A 15959-nucleotide genomic window follows, 5' to 3' on the forward strand; every position below is an offset into this window, starting at 1 on the left:
CCCGCTGGCTTGTGGCGGCTGTCGTCAATTGGCCCTCTCTTGGGCGTCGCGTGACAGCGGGTGTTCACAGGGGCGCGGCGTCCACCTGCCGGGTCACGCGGGACATCCGATGTGAATGGCGCTTTCCGGCGGCACGCCAAGGTTATAGGCCGCCCAGCAGACAGCAGGTTGACGTGACGGCCATCACGGCTGCGACCGGCGCTGTCCGGCCCTGTTTCGCTGGAACCGCCCCGACAGGCGTTCACGGGCCGGGCCGGGCAGGCCAGCACCAACGGCTTGGCGCCATCATGGACAACATGGGTCATGCGGGCATTGTCGCGCTTAGTGGCGAAAATGATCGCACGTGTGTCGGCGTCCGGGTGGCGGCCGCTGTCGGTGCGCCGCGCTGAACAGCGGGCGCCTGCTTGTCGTCAGGCAGCCGAGGGGGCGAACGCCTTACCCAGTCGGACGATGGTCATCCCGGGCGCCGGGCGCTGATCGCGGCACCACAGCCACGGCGCGACATGTACCGCGCCCCACTGCACGCCCGCCCAGTCGGCCCGACGCGCCCGCATGGCGGCGGCGAGCCAGCGTCCGTCAAACGTTGGGCCGGTCAGACAGACCCACGATCCGCACGCAACGGTCGCGGCGCGGCGTCGGCCCGAGGATGCGGGCGTTGCGCGTCAAAGGAACGCGGTCGGGCCTGTGCGGGTCATGTCGCAGCAGATGACGTCAGGCGGGCGGCGCCCTTCGATGACGCGCCCCGGTGTCGGTCTCGGGCGCACGGGCGCCGTGGCATCGGGCCGCGACGTGGATGTTTCTCGGGCATCATGCGCGGCGCAGCCATTCGCCAGATGGTGACGTGCCGGGATCACGCGCGCAGGCATGTTGCGGCGATGATCCACCCGGTTGCCACGCCGTCCGTGCGCGGCGCCCGGCGTGGCTGACAGCCGCCGCGCGACAGGCGCAACTGCCCAGCAGGCGGCGCACGGTTGCGTCTGTCCGGGAACGAACCGCAGGATCGGCCGGGGCCGGCGCCGCATCCGGGCGTGGCGGCCACCAGACCCGATGGCGGTGCCGACAGGCCGCGTTGATCGGGGCGCGCCCGGCCCGTGCGGAGGCGGCGGTGGCCTGTCGCACGGCACCGCATCGCCCCCCTGATCCGCCGGGGAAGGCGCCGAAAGCCGGTCCGATAGGGGCAGGCCACCGGCGAATCCGGGGGCGGGCAAGGCGCCTGGCCCAGCGACTCGGGCCGCGGGTGCTGATGGGCAACGTCCGTGCCGCGACGGGGCCGGTGGGCGCCGCCAGGCCATGCCCGCCGACCCTCAGGCCGCAGTCCGACCGCCCGTCAACGCGGCCTTCACAAACCCGCGAGATCCTCCACCAAATCTGCATCCGCCTCACGCGCCGTCGCGGGCCGGTGCGGCCAAGGTGTTCGGCCGCGACGCGCTGTGATGCGACATTCGCCGCCCGTTGCGGCAGATTGGCGCCATCGAGCAACCCAAGGAGATGCAGATGAAATCCCTGTTCCTGATCCCGATGGCCCTGATGGCGTCCGCCGGTTTCGCCAGTGCCGGCAGCCTGGCCGCGCCCGCCGCCGATCCGGTGCTGGCCATGCCGGTGGTGACCGAATATCAGGTCGACCCCTCGGACTGGACCGGCTTTTACATGGGCGCGCAGGCCGGCAAGGCCAACGGCAAGCTGAAAACCAGCGGCACCCAGCCCAAGTTCGACGGCACGACCTATGGTCTGCACGCCGGTTACATGCAGGACATGGGCCAGTTCGTGCTGGGCGGTGAGCTGTCCTATGACAAGCTGGCCAAGGCCAAGCTGGGCGGTATCAGCGCCGATGGCAGCATGCTGCGCGCCAAGGCCCTGGCCGGCTATGACGCGGGCGATTTCCTGCCCTATGCCACTGTCGGCGCCGAGCGTCTGACGCTGGAGAATGCAGCGGCCAATGGCGGTGATCTGAAGGAAACCGGCCTGGTCTACGGTGTCGGCGTGAAATACCGCGCGGCCGAGAACATCATGGTCGGCGCCGAGGTTCTGCGCCACAATTTCAAGGACATCGACAACACCAAAGGGCGTTCTCTGGATGCCACCACGATCGGGGCGAATGTCTCGTTCCGGTTCTGACCGTCCTTTATCCTGAACCGCCTGACGACTGGGGCGCCCAAGTGGCGCCCCTTTTTTCGTCAGGTGTTGAACAGGAAATGCAGGACGTCCCCGTCCTTGACCTCATAGCTCTTGCCCTCGACGCGGAACTTGCCCGCCTCGCGCGCGCCGGCCTCACCCTTGTGGGTGACGTAATCGTCAAAGGCGATGGTTTCGGCGCGGATGAACCCCTTTTCAAAGTCGCCATGGATGACGCCTGCCGCCTGCGGGGCCAGCGTGCCCTTGCGGATCGTCCAGGCGCGGGCCTCTTTCGGGCCGACGGTGAAATAGGTCTGCAAGCCCAACAGGTCGTAGCCCGCGCGGATCAGCCGGTCGAGGCCGGCCTCATGCAGGCCCATTTCCTCAAGGAACATGGCGGATTCGTCATCGGCCAGTTGCGAAAGTTCTTCCTCGATCCGGGCCGAGATCACGACGTGGCCCGCCCCTTGGGCGCGCGCCATTTCGGCCACGCGGGCGGATTGGCTGTTGCCTTCGGCGGCCGCAGCTTCTTCCACATTGCAGACGTAAAGCACGGGCTTAGCTGTCAAAAGCTGTAACTGGCCCCATGCGCGGGCATCGTCATCGGCCACCTTGACGCTGCGCGCGGGCTGGCCGTTTTCCAGCGCCGCCTGCGCCATGGCCAGCAGGCGATCCTGATCGGCGGCCTCCTTGTCATTGCCCTTCAGCTTGCGCGCCAGATTGGCCCGGCGGCGTTCGATCGATTCCAGATCGGCCAGCATCAGCTCGGTCTCGATGGTTTCGGCATCCTCGATCGGATCGACGCGACCCTCGACATGGGTGATGTCGCCGTCCTCGAAACAGCGCAGCACATGGGCGATGGCGTCAACCTCGCGGATGTTGGCCAGGAACTGATTGCCCAGGCCCTCGCCTTTGCTGGCGCCTTTGACGAGGCCGGCGATGTCGACAAAGGTGATGCGGGTCGGGATGATCTGCTTGGACCCGGCGATGGCGGCCAGGCTGTCCAGCCGGGGGTCGGGCACGCCGACCTCGCCCACGTTCGGCTCGATCGTGCAGAAAGGGAAGTTGGCGGCCTGCGCCGCGGCGGTGCGCGTCAGCGCGTTGAACAGCGTCGATTTGCCGACATTCGGCAAGCCCACGATCCCCATGCGAAAGCCCATGATGCGCCCTTTCCTTGCGTTTCGGGCCTTCTAGGCGCGTGGCTGCGCGCGCGCAAGTCAGACGGTGTTAACCGGTCCTTCATCGGCATGGCCTAGTCTGACGATGATTCGGTTGCGCGTGAGGGTTCGATGTTTGTTCCACACCTTTTCTTTCAGGGTCAGTGCCGCGCGGCGATGACCTTTTATGCCGGCGTTTTCGGCGGCCAGGCCCGGTTTCTGCGCTATGCCGACATGCCCGTGTCCGAAGGGGGCGATGATTACGCCCACAGCGCCGGGATTTTCCTGGCCGAGGTGGTGCATGACGGGCGGTCGGTCGTGTCGGGATCGGATTACCCCGATGGCGTCGACATGGGGCGGATGCAGGGCGCCTTCATCGGCCATGATGAGCCTGACCGCGATCGGGCGCGGGCGCTGTTCGATACCCTATCCGATGGCGGGGCGATCATCTGGCCCTGGGGCGCGATGGAACCGATGCGAGAGTTCGGGATGTGCTGCGACCGGTTTGGCACCAACTGGCTGGTCGCCGTCGCCGAACGCGGCGCATCGGCATGTGAGGCCTGGACACAATAGGCAGCGACCATGGGCGGCATCATGACGGATCCGGGCGCATGCCTGCGCGGGGGTGCGGGGGGAAATCGGCGGTCAGACCGAAGGTCATGCCGCGCCCCTTGCACAGCCGCACGCGGATGCGCCGGGAGAACGGGCCGCCCGACGGCATGGCCATCCGCTGTGGCGCGCACCACCCCGCGCGGGTGCGCGGCAGGCGACAGCCAAACTTCGCGCGGCCTGTGGCCGGGCGCCAGCACCGCGCCCCGCGGGTGCGGGGCAGGTGATGGGGGGCGGTCTGCCGGGGCAGGGCGGCACATCGCAACCGTCACCGGGACGCGGCGCGGGGGGCTGTCAGCATGGCTCGCCCGGGTCTGGCGATGGTTGGCGCCCTTGGTCTGGCTGGCCCTGCGCCACTTCTGGCCCCTCCGCCAGCGGTTTTTCGGCAGCCGCCCAGCCCAGCACGATATCCGCCAGCAGCTTGCGCTTGGCGGCGTTCACATCGGGGTCGGGATCCAGCACGGTCCCCGACCGCAGGATCTGCCGCAGCCGCCAGGGCTTGCGGCCGCGCACATACTCGCCCACCACATCGGGCAGATCGCCCGCCGCCGACAACGCGATGGCCCAGGCCTCGGCCAGCGGCGGCGCGGGGTTGTCGGGCGTCTCGACGCACCAGACATGTTCGAACTGGGTCATGATGAAATCCAGCACCTCATTGCGCGGATGGCGCCGGTCGGGCTTGTAGGGCAGGTGAAAGATATCGGTCACCAGCTCATAAGAGGGCCAATAGAAGATATGCCCCTCGGGCCCCAGGTCGCGCATCACATTGTCGATCGCCACCCGCAGGATTGCCTTGGACACCGCGTTGGAGGTCAGACAGGAATTGTCGCGGAAGGTCGCGATCAGCGGGATCGGCGACAGCGTGATGATGATCCGTGCATCGGGCCTGTGCTTGCGGATCAGGTCATGGATGGCGCGGATATTGGCCTCGTTTTCCTCGACCGAGCTGACACGGAACTTGTGGCGCGCGGGGTCATAGGCGTCCTTCGGAATCGTGCGCCAGAACACATTGCCGGTGGGTTCGTCATACCACACCTCGCTCAGCCCGAAGGTCAGGATGAACAGGTCGGTCTCATCAAAGATGCGGCGCGTCTCGGCCTGCACTTCGGGGTCGTAACCATAGGATTTCGCGTCATATCCGTGCCACAGCGCCTGATCAAAGACCTTACCCTCCCAGGCCCATTCAAACTGTTGGCGGATGACAAAACTGTTCACCATCCCCTCGCCGAAGGCCACGACATAGGCGCGGCGCGCGCTTTCCTCGCGCGTCAGCACGCGGAAATGGCGGCGCGACAACCAGTTCGAGATATTGGCCGCGAAGCAGGATCCAAACGCGGTGATCTGCGTGTCGTGGGTGATCAGCGGCCGGTCGGGCAGCCAGCCCTTCAGCACCCATTCGCGCACCGCGCCCGGATCATACATGCGCGCCCGCACCGGGTTGAAATGGGTATGTTCGCCACGAAACCAGGTGCGGAACTCTGGCCCGTCGCGCGATGTCGTCTGGAACGTGTGAACGATGGCCTTTTCCATGACGCCCCCCCGATGACACGCGGTGCAGCGGCCCGACGCGATACCCGGCGCCGCCGGCGGCCAGTTTGCCCCGAAATCATCAGCGGCCGCAAGGCTTTGGCATCGTCATGTGGCACCATAGTGGCGGACGCGGATGGTTTAGGCCGCGCCGATCTCGCGCCATTGGCCGCCGTGACTTGCGCTTGGCCGCCACTGCTGGCACATCGGTGCCGACCAGCCGAAAGGGAACCGCCGTGACCACCCGCATCGACCGCCGTTTTGCCGAACTTGCCGAACAGGGGCGCAAGGCTTTCGTCAGCTATATCATGGCGGGCGATCCCGATCACGATACGGCACTGGCGGTGATGCGTGGTCTGCCGGGTGCGGGGGTCGATGTGATCGAGCTGGGGATGCCCTTCACCGATCCGATGGCCGATGGCCCGGTGATCGAGGCGGCCGCGCATCGGTCGCTGGCGGCTGGCGGCTCGGTCAGCCGCACGCTGGATATGGTGCGCGCCTTCCGCGAGGGGGATGACGTCACCCCGATCGTGCTGATGGGCTATTACAACCCCATTTACGCGCGCGGCACCGACCGTTTCCTGGCCGAGGCTGCCCGCGCCGGTGTCGATGGCCTGATCGTCGTCGACCTGCCACCCGAGGAAGACGCCGAGCTTTGCCTGCCCGCCCGCGCCGCCGGGCTGAACTTCATCCGCCTGGCGACGCCCACCACCGATGACGCGCGACTTCCAGCGGTTGTGGCGAACACCTCGGGATTTGTCTATTACGTCAGCGTAACCGGCATCACCGGTGGCGCCGCCGCCGACCCCTCCCATATCGCCCCCGAAGTCGCCCGCATCCGTGCCGCCGCCGGTCTGCCGGTCGTCGTGGGCTTTGGCATCGCCACCCCCGAGGCCGCCGAGGCCGTCGCCCGTGTGGCCGATGGCTGCGTGGTCGGATCCGCCATCGTCAAGAAAATCGCCGAAGCGCGCCCCGTCGATGAGGTTCTGGCCTTCGTCGCCGAGCTTGCCCAAGGCGCGCATCGCGGCTGACGCCTGCCGGACACGGTAAGCACGGGCGTCTTGCATCGTAACAGAGTTCCCAAAGGTGCGAAGGCAAGGCGGCCTATGGGCATCGCGCAGACATCCATCAACCCACACCTCAGCGGGGCCGGAGCACACCAGTTGGCCATCCATCTAATCCACGGCGAACACGCGCCAATCTGCATGGACGACTGCGCCAGAATGACGGTCACGCAGCGAAGGCACAGGGCTGAAGCCACGCAACCCGCCACCGTGCGGTAACCCGAGCGACTGGCCTTTCGTCGCGTGACGCGCGACGGAGTTGCGCCTCATCACTTCGTCCAGCCGATCGCCAGGCGACAGGTCACTGCCTCGCCGCCCATCCCCGAGCCGCGGCGAAAGCCCAAGTTTGATGCCACCTGACCAGCCCCCAGCGGCAACCCCGCGCCCGTGTCACCCGTCATGCCTCACCCCGCATCCCGTGGGATCGCAGACCGCGCCCAAGCCTTTGGCAAACGCCCCCGGCATCCCCTTCTTTCTTGCCCAAATACGCCGGGGGGTGCGGGGGGCAGCGCCCCCCGTCCGCAGCCGCCACCGGGCGCGACCCTATGCCCGGTCGGCGCTGTCCAGCCAGATCGTGACCGGCCCGGCATTGACCAGGGCCACATCCATATCCGCGCCGAACTCGCCCATGGCGACGGGCAGGCCCAGATCGCGCAGTGCGACGGCGAAGGCCTCGTACAACGCGCGGCCCAGATCGGGCGCGGCGGCGGCCGAGAAACCAGGGCGGTTGCCGCTTCTGGTGTCGGCGGCAAGGGTGAACTGGCTGACCACCAGACAGGCACCGCCGGTGTCGATGACGGAGCGGTTCATCTTGCCCGCCTCATCCCGAAAGATCCGCAGCTTGGCGATGCGCGCGGCCATGGATTTGGCCTCGGCCAGCGTGTCGCCCTGCATGGCGCAGATCAGGATCAGCAGCCCCGGACCGATCGCGCCGGTTTCGCGGCCCGCAACGGTGACGCGCGCCTGATGGACGCGTTGGATCAGCGCCCTCACAATTCCGACCGCCAGGGCGGGTTCGCGCCGGGGCGCGAGACGGTGACGGCGGCGGCCTTGATGCCCAGATCCAGTGCGGCGGCCAGAACCTCGGGTCCGGCGGCGGCCAGCGTTGCGCGATCCAGCGCGCCGGCCTCGGCCAGAGCAGCCAGCACGCCGGCGTTGAACGTGTCGCCCGCGCCCACGGTATCGGCCACCGCGACCCGCCGCGCCGGGCGCTGCACCGCGCCTTGCGGGCCATAGGCGACCGCGCCCTCGGCGCCCACGGTCAGGAACACCAGCTTCGGCCCCTCGGCCATCAGCATCGCCACGCCCTCGGCTCCGGCCTTGCCGGTGATCCAGTCCAGATCCTCATCCGAGATCTTGACGACATCGGCCATCGCCAGCATCCGGCCCAGACGGGCGCGATAGCCTTGGGGATCGTGGATGAAACCGGGGCGGATGTTGGGGTCGATCATCACCACCTTGCCGGCCGCATGGGCGCGCGCCGCCAGTGCCTCATAGGCGCCCGCGCAGGGCTCCACCATCAGGCTGATGCCGCCGAAGAAACAGGCGCACAGATCATCGGGCAGGGCGGGCAGATCGTGGTCGGTCAGCATCCGCCCCGCCGTGCCCTCATCGTAGAAGGCATAGCGGGCATGGCCATCGACCAGCGTGACAAAGGCCAGCGTCGTGGGCCTGCCCGACCGCAGCGCGGTGGCGCTGTCGACATGGGCATCGGCCAGGGCCTTGGTCAGCATCTGCCCGAAAAGATCGGTCGAAATGCCCGAGAAAAAGCCGACCCGCGCCCCCAGGCGGCCAAGCGCGATGGCGGTGTTGAACACCGAGCCGCCGACATAGGGGGCAAAGGCCGCTTCGCCCTGTCGGCTGTCGCGGGGCAGCATGTCGATAAGGGATTCGCCGCAGCACAGGATCATGAAAAGCCCTCATTTTTCGGCCAAGGGGCCAGAGCGGCGCAGCCAAGTCAAGGCCCGAGGAGGCGGGACAGGCGGCACGGTGCAAGGGGCGCGGAAGAACGGAGCCTGACGAGGGGCAGGTGCTGAGCGGCAAGCGCAAGCTGCATGGCCGCGCGGGTCGGGGCGGGCGGCAAAGGCCAAGCGCCACGGCATCACGCCGGGAGCGGGCAAGCGGCCCGCCCAAAGCCCAGGGCCATGGCGGCCGGAACCGGCCGCGGGGCTGACGCAGCGGGTTGGCACGGCCGAAAGATGCGGGGATCGCCGCGTCACGATCCGGCAGCAGCGTCAGCGCCACGGCCCGTGACCATCCGGCGCCTCAATAGCCGGGGATCAGCATCCGCCCATTGCCGATACTGATGCCGCCGTCCTGCGCCTGCATCACCGCAAAGATCAGCGCGAACAGGATCATCGCGCCGATCACCGCAAGCGCGATCTTCCAGCGCGAATAGGGCCGCTCGCCCTGCACCCGGCCCGACTGGCCGTTGACCACGAACCGATAGCTGCGCCCGCCATAGCGATAGGCGGCGGTCCAGATCGGCAGCAGCACATGCTTGAAGGTCTCATCGGCGTGGCGCGTGTCGATGGCCTCGATCCGCTGTTCGTCGCCGCCGATGTCACGGCGCACATCCATGGCAATGACATGGGCCATTTCCTCGCGCGCGTAGCGGTGGCCATCGGCCAGCGGCACGGTATAGCCCTCGGATTCAAAGCCCGACAGGTAATCGGGGCGATAAGCGACCAGCCCGGCCAGATCCCAGGGCGCAAGCGCGTCGGTATGGGTCTTGGGCAGCGATTGCGCGGCCAGCACCAGGATGTCGTTGAAATGGCGCGCGACGCGGCCACGGGTGCGGCTCCAGCGGGTCTTGCGCACCTGCTGCTGGCGCTGTTCGCGGCGGCCATCGACGATCACCGTCACCCATTCGGTTTCATAGTAATAATCGCCCCGCAGCCCCTGATAGGCCGATGTCGTATCCGCATCGAAGGTCCAGAACGGCGTGTAGACGCCGGTCAGGCGGCGGCCCTTGCGCGAATATTCGACGACATCATTGGGCGCGAACCACAGGCTGCCCAGCCATTTGCCCAATTGGGCGCGGGCTTCCGCCTCGGTCAGCACGAAAGGGATGACGCCCTGCGGCTTGATCTGCCGGGTGGCGCCGGTGTCCATCACCACGGGCGTGGCGCAGAACGGGCAGGCGGTGGCATGGGTCGGGCCGTTGATTTCGACCTTGGCCCCGCAATTGGGGCAGGACAGCATCCGCACGTCCTCGACCGCTTCCGCCGGCAGGTCCATGTCCAGACCGCGCGCCAGGTCGATCTCGACCAGGCCTTGAAACTTGCGGCCCGCTTCCCATTGCAGGGGGCGGCCATGGTCGTCCCACATGCGGTGATCGTGATCGCCGATACGGTCGCCGGGGGCGGCGGGGCTGGCGGGATCAACGGGTTGGGTGCGCGCCGTCGGGTCCGGCGGGATGCGTTGGCGGTGGCCGCAATAGGGGCAGGTCAGTTGTGCCTGCCCCGGCTGAAACGACAACGCCGATCCGCAACTGTCGCAGGGATAGCGATAGGACTGGGCCTTGGGCATGGCCTAGTCCTGGCTGGGGGCCTTGGGCTTCGGCAGCGGCGGCGGCGGGGGGGCGATGGTGAACAACTGGCCCAGTTCGGCGATCTCCTCGGCCTCGTGCCAGCCATCCATGCCGGGCGACCAGACCAGCGTGTCGCGGCTGAACTGGCCGCTGGCGACCAGACGGCCCAGATGGGCGCGGCCATAGGGCCCCTCGGACTGGCCGTCGCGGGCGATGTGCCAGACCGTTTCCACGCTCTTGGGGGCGGGCAGGGGCGGCGGGGCGCCGGCGCCCTGCGCGGGCGGCAGCGCCTGCGGGGTCATCTCGGCGGGTGCGGCACCCCAGGGACCGCTGCGGCCACCGGCCATCTGATTGCCCATGGCCATGCCCATGCCCGCACCGATCGCGGCGCCAAAGCCGCCGCCTGCGCCGGGATTGTTCAGCAGCGCATCAGAGGCCGCATATTGCCCGAACCGGTTCAGATCCCCGACGATTCCCATCGACGACCGCTTGTCCAGCATCTTTTCGACGTCATCGGGCAGGCTGATGTTCTCGATGTAGAACTCGGGGATCGAGATGCCATAGGCGGCGATGATCGGGGTGATCGACTGCGCCACCATCTTGCCCAGCTGGTCGGTATTGGCGGCCATGTCCAGCACCGGGATGTTCGATCCCGCGATCAGCCGCGAAAACGCCTGAACGATGACGTTGCGGATCTGATAGCTGATCTCGTCGGCGGTGAACTCACCATCGGTGCCGACGATTTCGGCCATGAACTTGGCCGGGTCGGTGACGCGCATCGAATAGGTGCCGAAGGCGCGCAGCCGCACCGGCCCGATTTCGGGGTCGCGCGTCATGATCGGGTTGCGCGTGCCCCATTTCTGGTTGTTGAAGCGCGTCGTGTTGACGAAGTAGATTTCCGATTTGAACGGGCTGCGGAAGCCGTGGTCCCAGTGTTGCAGGGTGGTCAGCACCGGCAGGTTGTTGGTTTCCAGCATGTAAAGGCCGGGGCCGAACACATCGGCGATCTGGCCCTCATGCACAAAGACCGCCGCCTGGCCTTCGCGCACGGTCAGCTTGGCGCCGTATTTGATGGCGTTGCCGCGGGTCTCGAACCGCCACACCATCGTGTCGCGGGTGTCGTCGGTCCAGGCGATGACGTCGATGAACTCGCCGGTGAACATGTTCAGAAAGGACATTCGCACCTCTGTTTAGCTGGTCGCGCCGGTCAATTCGGCGGCGATGGTCTGGACAATGGGCAGCGCCTGTTCGGCGTTCATGCCAGGGGTCAGGCGGGGGTCGTATAGGATGCGCAGCAGGGTTTCGTCGTGCTGGGTCAGCAGGGCGAATTCCTCATCATCGTTGAAGATCGAGGGGCGCGCGTCATAGCTGTCGGCGGCAAGGCCCATCGACTGCGCGATTTCCTCATGGATGCAGGACTGGCGCAGCAGGGTCGGGTGTTCGGCGCGGATCAGCACGACGGCCTGGGCGTAATCGGCGCGCCCGTCGCGGCCCCAGGCATAGGCGGCGCAGAACAGCGACCGGGGCATGGACAGGATGCGGTCCAGATCGGCGGCGGGAAGGCCGGGCAGGCGGCGCGCCAGCTCCTTGCGCAGGGCGGGGCGTTCGTCCTCCGACACGAAGAACACGTCGATGTTGCCCGTCTCGCCGGTCAGGCTGACGGAATGGCCGCTGGCGCGCGCCAGCCGATCCAGAAGATCGACGACATCGCGCCGGTCTCGGATGCGCTGCGCAGGCGGCACGCTGTCGCCAAAGGTCAGGCCGACGCGCACCGGCTCGGACCAGCGGCGCAGCGGCGCGGGGACGGGGCTGCTGCCGGGCGGTTCATCGTGAAAGGCGATCGCCATGAAGTCGCGCACCAGATCCTCGCGGCTGACGGTCATCCCCGCGCCCCGGTCGCGGCGCAGATGGCCACGGGCGCGCAGGTCGGCCTCGGCCTTTCGGTAAAAGGCCGCGATCTCGGCCGACCGGGCCGAGGGCGCGGCGGTCGTTTCGCTGGCGGAGGGCTTATCGGCGGCAGGCGGCGGGGCGGGGTTTGCGTCAGGCGGCGGCGTGACCACCTTGGGCGCGGGGCGCGGCGCGGGATCGGCGGGCGCGTGCATGCAGCCCGCCGCCGCGATCAGCGGCAGCGCCAGCAGCAAACGCCCAATACCGGTGACCGCGCCGCGCATCCGGTCAGGCCCGCGGCTGCGCGCCGGTGGCTTCCGGCTGGCGCGCACGGGCCGAGGCCAGCGTGTCGCGCAGTTCGGTTTCCAGCACCTGAAGGTCGGCCTCGGCGGCGGCACGGCGGGTCTTGCCCTCATCCGCGATGCGCAGGCTGTCCTCGATCGTGGCGATCAGTTCGGCATTGGCGGTTTTCACGGCCTCGATGTCGAAGATGCCGCGCTCCATCTCGGTGCGGATCGCCTGGTTGGCCTGACGCAGGTTCTTGGCGTTCGAGGTCAGCAGGTCATTGGTCAGATCGGTCGCGCCCTTGACGGCGCGCGCCGCCTCATGGCTGCGCTGGATCGTCACCGCCTGCGCCAGCTGGGTTTCCCACAGCGGCACGGTGTTCACCAGCGTCGAGTTGATCTTGGTCACCAGCGACTTGTCATTTTCCTGCACCAGCCGGATCGAGGGCAGCGACTGCATCGTCACCTGCCGGGTCAGCTTCAGGTCATGGACGCGGCGTTCCAGATCGTCGCGCGCGGCGCGCAGATCGCGCAATTCCTGGGCGCGCAGGATCTTCTGATCCTCGGGCGCGGCCTCGACCTCGGCCTCCTTGGCGGGGATCACGGTGGCGTCCACCTCGCGCAGCTTTTCCTCGCCGGCGGCGATATACAGCGCCAGTTCATCATAGAAATCCAGCGTGCGTTCGTACAGCACGTCCAGCGACTTGATATCCTTCAGCAGCCGGTGTTCGTGGTTCAAAAGGTCGTTCGACACGCGGTCGATCTGGGTCTGCACATCCTCATAGCGGGCGACGAACTTGGCAAAGGGCGCGGTGCGGCCCAGCAGGCGTTCCCACCAGGTGCGTTCGCGGCGAACGTCCAGTTCGCTGACCGAAAAGCCGCGGATGGCCGTCACGATGTCGCGCAGGCTGTCGCCCGCCGGGCCGACGTCCTTGTTCTTCACATCGGCCAGCATTTCCTGGCTGATCGTCTGCAATTCGCCTTGGGCGCGCGATCCGAAATAGATGATCGAGCCGGTATTGGTCAGGTCGATCTCGGCCATGCGCTTGCGAATCTCGTCGGCAACGGGGGCCGGGGCCTGATCCAGCGCCACGACCTCGCGGGCGGGTTCGGGCAGGACGGTGCCGGTGATCTGTTCCAGCTCGGGCAGGCGGGCGGTGGCGGTGGCGCGGGTGGTCTCGGTCATGGTCATCCTTTCAGGGTGGCCCCGGTCGGGCGCAAAGGTGGGCGGTTAGCGCGGGGCGATGCCTTCGCGGTCCAGACGTTCGCGCAGAACGTCGATTTCGATGGTCAGATCGCTGCGCCCGCCCTCGATCAGGGCGCGCGAGCGGGTCGTATAGTTCCCCTCAAGATCGGACAGCAACTGTTCGTAATCGTTCAGGATTTTCGGATCTCGGGTGGCGGCGTAAAGATCGGCGAACTTGACGGTGGCATCGCGCGCGCCCAGCAGATAAACGCCCAGATAGCGGCGTGCATTGGCCAGATCGGTGGGATCATCCTCGATCCGGCGGAACAGATCGCGCGCGGTCGCGGCGAACAGATCGACGCGCGCCTCCAGCCGGCGGTCGTTGACGCGCATGATGGCGTCACGCATCTGCGCCAGATAGCCCTCACCCTCGGCGATGGCGCGGGCCACGCGGTCCTGCTGGGCCATGTCGATGCCCTCGGCCCCCTTGTCGCGCATCGGGTCGGGACCAAAGCACAGCATGTGCAGCGCGGTGCCGACGATGCCGATCAGCACCGCCCCCACCGTTCCCGCACCCAGGGTGCCCGGATCGACCCCGGCGGGAACATAGGCGCCGATCCCCAGACCAAGGCCGGTCAGGATCGCGCCCAGCCCCTTGCGCGGCAGCGCCGGACGCCGGGCCACGCGCCGCGCGTTATAGGCCATTTCCGCGATCAGCCCCTCGGCCGTCATGAAGGCCGACAGCGCGATCAGGCCAAAGGCGGCCAGATCCAGCGTCAGCCCGACCGGGCCTTGCGAAAAGGCGGTCAGCAGAAAAGGGATCGCGGCGATGACCAGCCACTTCACCCGGCTGGCCAGCGGATGCCGCGCGGGCAGGCGGGGGCCTTGCGCCGCAACCGTCACGCCCGGCCGATTGCCATTCGGATTGCCGTTCGGGCTGAACCTGCCGCCGTATCTTTGTGCCATGCCGGGTCGTGCCTGCCTTGCCAAGGGTTCGTCAGAATGACGGCGAAAACGCCGCGTAAAGCGTCAGCCAGATCAGCAGCCAGAAGGCCAGCCGCCGCGTCATCCGTTCCGACATTCCCGCCCCCATTGCGTTCGCTTCCGTTGTCTAACGCGCAAGCCGCGCGCCGGTTGCCTTGTCACAGACTATAATCGCATCGCGCGCCAAGCGAAAGCGAATGCGGGCGGGTGCCTGGGGGAAAGGGGCGGGCGACGTCCCCTTCGGATCGGAGCTTGACCGGCATCGCGCAGTGGCTAAAAGCAGCCCAGACAGGCCGCACGCGGCCCGACCCAGCCCGAGGGACCGATGAACATCGTCACCAGCCTTGCCCGCAGCTACCTGACCCTGGCCCGCCCGATCCGTCGCCGCGGCTTTCGCACCTTCATGCGCGCCGCGACCGCGCTGTTCCCCGCGCAGGCGGCCGAGGTGGCGCAGACCCGGCTGGATCGCGGGCAGGTCTTCACCTTTCCGGTCGGTGATGCCTATTGGCAATATTACGTCCTGACCGGGATCGACTATGAATCCGAACTGACGCTGTTCATCGAACGGTTGCAGGAAAAGCCGGTGCTGTTTCTGGATTGCGGCGCGAACTTCGGTTACTGGTCGGTCAAGCTGTCGGTCGACATGCCCTGTGTCGCCGTCGAGCCGTCAACCGAGACCGGCGCCATTCTGGAACGCAACCGCGCGGCCAATGATAACCGGTTCACGGTCGTCAAGAAGGCGGTGTCGGATGGATCGTCGGATTACGTGTCCTTCACCATGGGGGCCGATCACGCCGGCCGCACGATCAGCGCCGATCCCGGCGCCGTGACCGAGCGCGTGCCCGCCACCTCGATCGACGCGTTGGTGCGCGATCATGCGCCAGCCGAGGGGCTGATCCTGATCAAGCTGGATGTCGAGGGCGCCGAGATCGCGGCGATCACCGGCGCCGCCCAGACCATGCAGCGCGCCTGCGCCTTTTTGTATGAGGATCACGGCAACGACATGACCTGCGCGCCGACCGCGCATCTGCTGGGCCTGGGCAAGCGCGTCTATGCGATGGATGACGATGGCCGTCTGGTGCGGATCACCAGCGTCGAGGAGGCCCGCGCGCTGAAGAAAAACCCGCATGTCGGATACAGTTTCATGGCCCTGGGTGATGCGACCTCTGAGCCGCGTCTGGGCTAAGATCGTCCTGCCCCAACGGAAAAGGCCCGCCGGGATTACCGGCGGGCCTTTTTTGATGCGGTTGGGCGGGGCTTAGCCGCGCGGACGGCTGGGCGGCTTACCCCCCGGCTTACCCCCCGGACGGCCACCCGGCTTGCCACCCGGTTTGAACCCGGGCTTGCCGCCCGGCTTGCCCCCGAACCGGCTACCGCCAGCACCGCCGGGCTTGCCCGCAAAGGGCTTGCGAGGCCGATCCTCGGACCCTTCGGCGCGCGGCGGGCGGTCGCCGTAGGGCTTGCGCGGGCGGTCACCGAAGGAGCCCCGTTCGGGCCGGTCTCCATAGGGTTTCCGGGGCCGATCCTCGGACCCCTCAGTGCGCGGCGGACGGTCGCCGTAAGGCTTGCGCGGGCGGTCGCCGAAGGAACCCCGCTCGGGCCGGTCGCCGTAAGGCT

The 15959-nt window shown here is 67.7% G+C and carries 13 protein-coding genes and 1 pseudogene; 4 read left to right on the plus strand and 10 right to left on the minus strand.

Features of this window, described 5'->3' with window-relative positions:
- Positions 1–1494 precede the first annotated feature (1494 nt).
- A complete protein-coding gene (locus tag ACEYYA_RS15440) occupies positions 1495–2115 on the plus strand; it encodes an outer membrane protein (protein ID WP_374801811.1) in 621 nt (206 codons plus the stop codon).
- Between the two features lie 59 nt (positions 2116–2174).
- Here the strand turns inward: ACEYYA_RS15440 and ychF are convergent, their stop codons facing one another.
- Positions 2175–3272 carry a redox-regulated ATPase YchF gene (gene ychF / locus ACEYYA_RS15445; protein ID WP_374801812.1) on the minus strand — a complete coding sequence of 366 codons (1098 nt, stop codon included), beginning with the start codon at positions 3270–3272 and terminating at the stop codon, positions 2175–2177.
- A gap of 174 nt (positions 3273–3446) precedes the next feature.
- Between ychF and ACEYYA_RS15450 the strand changes: the two genes are divergently transcribed.
- A complete protein-coding gene (locus ACEYYA_RS15450) occupies positions 3447–3842 on the plus strand; it encodes a VOC family protein (RefSeq protein ID WP_374801813.1) in 396 nt (131 codons plus the stop codon).
- A gap of 330 nt (positions 3843–4172) precedes the next feature.
- On the opposite strand, the gene ACEYYA_RS15455 is transcribed toward ACEYYA_RS15450, so the two are convergent.
- Positions 4173–5408: a GSCFA domain-containing protein gene (locus ACEYYA_RS15455; protein ID WP_374801814.1), complete on the minus strand. Its 1236-nt coding sequence runs from the start codon at positions 5406–5408 to the stop codon at positions 4173–4175.
- A 233-nt stretch (positions 5409–5641) separates the two neighbouring features.
- Between ACEYYA_RS15455 and trpA the strand changes: the two genes are divergently transcribed.
- On the plus strand, positions 5642–6436 hold the full coding sequence (gene trpA / locus ACEYYA_RS15460; RefSeq protein WP_374801815.1) for a tryptophan synthase subunit alpha: 795 nt from the start codon (positions 5642–5644) through the stop codon (positions 6434–6436).
- A gap of 576 nt (positions 6437–7012) precedes the next feature.
- Here trpA and dtd read toward each other — a convergent pair.
- The 7 genes from dtd to ACEYYA_RS15495 all read right to left on the minus strand — a co-directional run bounded on the left by dtd (position 7013) and on the right by ACEYYA_RS15495 (position 14324).
- The gene (dtd, locus tag ACEYYA_RS15465; RefSeq protein WP_374801816.1) at positions 7013–7462 is read right to left on the minus strand and encodes a D-aminoacyl-tRNA deacylase; all 450 of its coding nucleotides are present in this window, start codon (positions 7460–7462) and stop codon (positions 7013–7015) included.
- Entirely contained in the window at positions 7459–8379 is a 921-nt protein-coding gene (locus ACEYYA_RS15470; RefSeq protein WP_374801817.1) for a carbohydrate kinase family protein, read from the minus strand. Before ACEYYA_RS15470 ends, dtd begins: the two co-directional genes overlap by 4 nt.
- A gap of 355 nt (positions 8380–8734) precedes the next feature.
- A complete protein-coding gene (locus tag ACEYYA_RS15475; protein WP_374801818.1) occupies positions 8735–10000 on the minus strand; it encodes a TFIIB-type zinc ribbon-containing protein in 1266 nt (421 codons plus the stop codon).
- Between the two features lie 3 nt (positions 10001–10003).
- Positions 10004–11179 carry an SPFH domain-containing protein gene (locus ACEYYA_RS15480; protein WP_374801819.1) on the minus strand — a complete coding sequence of 392 codons (1176 nt, stop codon included), beginning with the start codon at positions 11177–11179 and terminating at the stop codon, positions 10004–10006.
- 12 nt (positions 11180–11191) lie between these two features.
- The gene (locus tag ACEYYA_RS15485) at positions 11192–12142 is read right to left on the minus strand and encodes a DUF2927 domain-containing protein (protein WP_374801820.1); all 951 of its coding nucleotides are present in this window, start codon (positions 12140–12142) and stop codon (positions 11192–11194) included.
- Positions 12143–12176: 34 nt separating this feature from the next.
- Entirely contained in the window at positions 12177–13358 is a 1182-nt protein-coding gene (locus ACEYYA_RS15490; RefSeq protein WP_374801821.1) for a toxic anion resistance protein, read from the minus strand.
- Positions 13359–13403: 45 nt separating this feature from the next.
- Positions 13404–14324 carry a 5-bromo-4-chloroindolyl phosphate hydrolysis family protein gene (locus ACEYYA_RS15495; RefSeq protein WP_374801822.1) on the minus strand — a complete coding sequence of 307 codons (921 nt, stop codon included), beginning with the start codon at positions 14322–14324 and terminating at the stop codon, positions 13404–13406.
- A gap of 343 nt (positions 14325–14667) precedes the next feature.
- Here ACEYYA_RS15495 and ACEYYA_RS15500 point away from each other — a divergent pair, with 343 nt between their 5' ends.
- Positions 14668–15528 carry an FkbM family methyltransferase gene (locus ACEYYA_RS15500; RefSeq protein WP_374801823.1) on the plus strand — a complete coding sequence of 287 codons (861 nt, stop codon included), beginning with the start codon at positions 14668–14670 and terminating at the stop codon, positions 15526–15528.
- A gap of 72 nt (positions 15529–15600) precedes the next feature.
- Here the strand turns inward: ACEYYA_RS15500 and ACEYYA_RS15505 are convergent.
- Positions 15601–15959 (minus strand): annotated as a pseudogene (locus ACEYYA_RS15505) (hypothetical protein); the annotation flags it as partial.

The sequence above is a fragment of the Paracoccus zhouxuedongae genome (assembly GCF_041927815.1).
Classification (GTDB): Bacteria; Pseudomonadota; Alphaproteobacteria; order Rhodobacterales; family Rhodobacteraceae; genus Paracoccus.